We start from the raw sequence: 4811 nt of genomic DNA, 5'->3' as shown, positions 1-4811 counted from the left end.
GCAAGCGGCTTGACACAGGGCTTCTCATGGGCGGACCCTTCCTGGTCGGGGGGAGGCGGGGTGCCTTCCTGAAAGAGACCGTCCACCTTCTGGACGAAATCTCGAAGGTTCGTACGTGATAAGGACGCTTATCACCGATCTGACACTCAGTGTCGGCGCCTTCCTCTACGGTGACCGGAGGCGCAACCACGTGAGGGAGGAAACGCATGACGACGACGTCGGCACTGCAGTTGTCCCTCGCCGACGTCGCCCGCCTCGCCGGTGTCCAACGGCCCGTCGCATCCATGTGGCGCAAGCGCGCCCTGCCGGGGCAGCCGTTCCCCGAGCCCGTCGCGGTCATTGAGGGCCAGGAACGCTTCGACGCCTTCGCGATCGCCGACTACCTGGCCGCGACCGGCCGCGGCAACATCCGGGTCGAGCGCGAGGACGTCGCCGCGCATGCACACCTCGCGGGGGCAGACCGGCCCCCCGAGCACATAAAGGTGGCCGGCCTCACGGCGCTGCTGACCCTGGGCACTCTCACCGACGCGCCCCTCGCGCAGCTCAGCGACGCAGACCTGACCCAGCTCGCTCGCGAGTCCGACCCGGACGACACCTACCTGCGCCGAGAGATCGACGCGCTCGGCGCTCAGCTGCAGACTCTGGCCACCCACGCGGAGGCGCTCGCCGATGCCTCCTACACCGCGCCGGCGGCGTTCGAGCTGCTGCTGCGCCAGCAGCTGCACCGCAGCCTGCCCGACCGCGCCGCCCTCGCGCTGCGCGGCGAGGCGCTTGAGCTCGTCGCACAGGTCGCGGACGCGCTCGCCGAGGACGCGGGCTGGGCGGCGCCCTTGTTCGTTGACGTCACCGACAGCAGTGGCGACCTCCTCCTCACCACAATCAAGAGGTATGCCGCTGAGCTTGCTCCCAGCGCCGCCACCGTCTCGCTCGACACCCCTTCGGCCCGGCTGCTCCGCCGCCGGCTCGTGGTGCACGACATCCACCGCGTTCCGGTCAGAGTCGACGCCGACGGTGACTTCTCCATCACGACACGCCGGTTGGACGGCTCGATCCATGTCGTGCAGCTGCCCACGCTCGCCAACTTGGCGATGTCGGACGTCGAGGTCCTGGAAGCGGTCGGGGACCTGGTCGTCCAGCTCGCCGATGACTCCCGCGTCGTGGTGATCGGCCCGGCATCCGCGCTGACGGACCGGCCCGGCAGCGTCGAGGTCGACCGGGCCAGGGACGCGGTGCTACGCACCGGCCGGCTCCGCGCCGCGATCCGCCTGCCCGCCGGGCTCGTGGTCCGCTCGCCGCGCCAGCACCTGGCGCTGTGGGCCCTCGGTCCTGCCCATGCGGACGTGCCGATCGCCGACCGGTGGACCGTCGTCGGGGACCTGTCCAGCGCGTCGCTCCGCGGGTCCGTGATCCAGGACATCGTCACGGATGTGGTGGCCTCGATGACCGGGTCTCAGGGCCATCGTGCTCACGCGTACCGGTTCGCCCGTCCGGTCTCGACGGCGACCCTGATCCCGGGCCGCAAGTCGTTGGTGGCCGGCCCGGTTCGCGCCTCGGCGAGCGTCGCCCGCACCATGCTCCTGGGCGAGGCGGTAGGCGCGCGCCTGTGCCGGGTGATCCCGGGTAACCGTGTCCGGCGAGAGGACGTGCTCGCGCATGGCCGGCCCGTCGTGGGCCAGGACGAGCTGGTCGGCGCCAGCGCGGTCGGCAGCCGTTGCGTCGACCCGGTGGCCTTTCCCTCTGCCTATCCCGGTTCCCGTTACACGGAGGCCGGCGACGTGGTCTTCTGCACGTCGCCCCGCGTGGCGGCATGGGTGGACCGTGAGGGCGGCTCCGTGGTACTCAGCCCGGCGCGGACCCTTCGCGTTGCGGCCGACCCGGATAACGGCATACCGCCGCTGGTGTCTGAGGTGATCGCCGCGGACATCAACGCCGGCGGGGCCAAGGACTGGCGCCGCTGGCCGATCCGGATCGTGCCGCGGGAGCGGCAGGCCGACCTCACCATGGCGCTGGCGCAGATTGCGGCGCAACGCGCCGAACTGGAGACACGGCTCGCGGACCTGCAGGCGCAGGCCGCGCGGGCAATGGATGATGCAACCCGACCCGAACAGGAAGGACTCTGAGCATGCCACCGAGGACGAAGAAGACGGCGCCGACGGCCCCGTCGACGATGAGGGAGCTCAAGGACACGCTGTGGAAGGCGGCGGACAAGCTGCGCGGGTCGATGGACGCCTCGCAGTACAAGGACGTCGTCCTCGGGTTGGTCTTCCTCAAGTACGTGTCCGATTCCTTCACGGCGCGGCGCGATGAGCTGAGGGCCGAGTTCGCCGAGTTCCTGAGTGACCCACAGCAACTCGAGGCGCAGTTGAACGATGTGGACGAGTACCGCGCCCACAACGTGTTCTTCGTGCCGCCGACCGCGCGGTGGGAGTACCTGTCCGCGCACGCGAAAGGCCTGCCGGCGCAGGACGGGGAGCCGGCCAAGACGATCGGACAGCTGATCGACGACGCCTTCGCCCTGCTCGTCGGGGCGAACCCGATCCTCAAGGGGGCCGTGCCGGGCGGGTTCAACAAGGAGTCGGTCGACCAGCGGCGGCTCGGGGAACTGCTCGACATCCTCAACACAGCCCGGTTCACCGGGGACGGCGCGGCGCGGGCCCGGGACCTGCTGGGTGAGGTGTACGAGTACTTCCTCGAGAAGTTCGCCCAGGCCGAGGGCAAGAGGGGCGGTGAGTTCTTCACGCCCCCGTCGGTCGTGCAGGTGCTGGTGAACGTCCTTGAGCCGCAGGAAGGTCGGATCTATGACCCGTGCTGCGGATCCGGTGGCATGTTCGTGCAGGCCGAGAAGTTCCTCGAGGCCCACGACCGCGACAAGACCGCCCTGTCGATCTACGGCCAGGAGCTCAACGAACGCACCTGGCGCATGGCCAGGATGAACCTCGCCATCCACGGCCTGAACGGCAACCTCGGCCCAGTCTGGGGCGACACCTTCGCCCGAGACATGCATCCGGACATGCAGGCGGACTATGTGCTGGCGAACCCCCCCTTCAACATCAAGGACTGGCATCGCAAGGAAGACGACCCGCGCTGGCGGTATGGCGTGCCCCCGGCCGGGAACGCGAACTACGCGTGGATCCAGCACATCCTGTCCAAGCTCGCTCGCGGTGGCCGGGCTGGTGTGGTGATGGCGAACGGGTCGATGTCGACCAAGTCCGGCGGGGAGGGGGAGATCCGCGCCCAAATCGTCGAAGCAGACCTCGTGTCGTGTATGGTCGCGCTGCCGAGCCAACTCTTCCGGAGCACCGGGATCCCGGCGTGTCTGTGGTTCTTCACCAAGGACAAGGCTCCCGGCCAGCATGGGTCGGTCGACCGGTCCGGACAGGTGCTCTTCATCGACGCCCGAGACCTCGGGTACATGATCGACCGTGCACAGCGGTCGCTCTCGGACGAGGACATCGCCAAGATCGCTGACACGTACCACGCGTGGCGGGGCACCGAATCCGCTCAGGCGAAGGGGCTTACCTACGAGGACGCGCCCGGGTTCTGCAAGAGCGTGACCCTGCAAGAGATCAAGGAGTCGGGCTATGCGCTGACGCCGGGACGCTACGTCGGCGCCGCTGAGGCAGAGGACGACGGCGAACCGATCGACGAGAAGATCGAACGCCTGATGAAGGAACTGTTCGCCCATTTCGATGAGTCGGCCCGACTCGAAGCAGAGGTCCGTCAGCAACTCGGGAGGGTTGGATGACTTGGCCATGGATCGCACTCGGGAATCTCGTTGAACGTGCCGACATTCCTTATGGCATCGTGCAGCCGGGACACCACGAGCGTGAGGGAGTCCCCATCGTTCGAGTCAAGGACCTCACCAACGGATCGATCTCCCGGTCTGACCCGCTTCGGGTTGCCCCAGCCATCTCGCGGAAGCATCAAAGGACCGTTCTCAAGGGTGGCGAACTCCTGCTCTCGATCGTGGGGTCCGTCGGAGAAGCCGCGGTCGTGCCGGCATCGTTGGCTGGTTGGAACGTAGCCCGAGCCATCGCGGTAGTTCGACCCACAGAAGTCACTGCGGACTGGGTTCGCTATTGCCTTCAGATCCCTTCGGTCCGTGACTCGATCACCTCGATGCTGAACACAACGGTGCAAGCGACACTCAACCTCTCGGACCTCAAGCGGCTCGAGATTCCGGTGCCTCCGTGCTCAGCCCGAAAGGCGATTGCGGAGGTGTTGGGGGCGCTCGACGACAAGATCGCCGCCAACGCCCGACTCACTCGATCAGCGGACGAGTTGCTGAGCGTCACCTTCCAGTCTCTTCTGCATGCCGGCCAGTACGTGCCACTCAGCCGATTGGCTCGCTTCGTCAACGGCAGGGCCTTCACAAAGGGGGCGACGGGGACAGGCCGTGTCGTGATCCGCATTGCGGAACTGAACTCGGGCATCGGTGGATCTACGGTCTACAACGACCTTGATGTGGTCGACGATCACCTCGCGCGGCCAGGGGATCTGTTGTTCGCATGGTCCGGATCGCTGACAGTGCACCGATGGTTCCGTCCCGAGGGCATCGTGAACCAGCACATCTTCAAGGTCATCCCCGATGGTGTCCCTATCTGGGTCGTGAAGTGCGCGCTCGATCAAAAGCTGACGGATTTCAAGGCCATTGCTGCTGACAAGGCGACCACGATGGGCCACATCCAGCGTCGCCACTTGGATGAGCCCGTACTCGTGCCGGATGCGGCCGCGATGCGCGAGCACGACCCGGCCATGAGCGCACTGTGGCAGCGAGCGCTACTCGCCGAGCAGGAGTCGTTGCAGCTCGC

3 protein-coding genes are annotated in these 4811 nt (G+C 67.3%); all 3 read left to right on the top strand.

All coding sequences use genetic code 11. The features are described from left to right. The first annotated feature begins 206 nt into the window (after positions 1-206). Complete coding sequence (locus N864_RS19240) at positions 207-2120, top strand: hypothetical protein (RefSeq protein ID WP_051518817.1); 1914 nt, start codon at positions 207-209, stop codon at positions 2118-2120. Positions 2121-2122: 2 nt separating this feature from the next. Continuing rightward, positions 2123-3745 (top strand): class I SAM-dependent DNA methyltransferase, encoded by a 1623-nt coding sequence (locus N864_RS19235; RefSeq protein ID WP_034721062.1) that lies wholly within the window; start codon positions 2123-2125, stop codon positions 3743-3745. After that, on the top strand, positions 3742-4811 hold a 1070-nt coding region (locus N864_RS24820; RefSeq protein ID WP_155893021.1), incomplete at its 3' end, for a restriction endonuclease subunit S. The genes N864_RS19235 and N864_RS24820, both read left to right, overlap by 4 nt.

The sequence above is a fragment of the Intrasporangium chromatireducens Q5-1 genome (genome assembly GCF_000576575.1).
Classification (GTDB): Bacteria; Actinomycetota; Actinomycetes; order Actinomycetales; family Dermatophilaceae; genus Intrasporangium_A; species Intrasporangium_A chromatireducens.
Note: the sequence above shows the minus strand (reverse complement) of the source record. Positions and strands in the feature narration are given on the sequence as shown.

What these genes read in the sequence shown, in the direction of transcription:
- N864_RS19240 (WP_051518817.1), top strand. Translation starts at nt 207, where the DNA reads ATGACGACGACGTCGGCACTGCAGTTGTCCCTCGCCGACGTCGCCCGC.
- N864_RS19235 (WP_034721062.1), top strand. Translation starts at nt 2,123, where the DNA reads ATGCCACCGAGGACGAAGAAGACGGCGCCGACGGCCCCGTCGACGATG.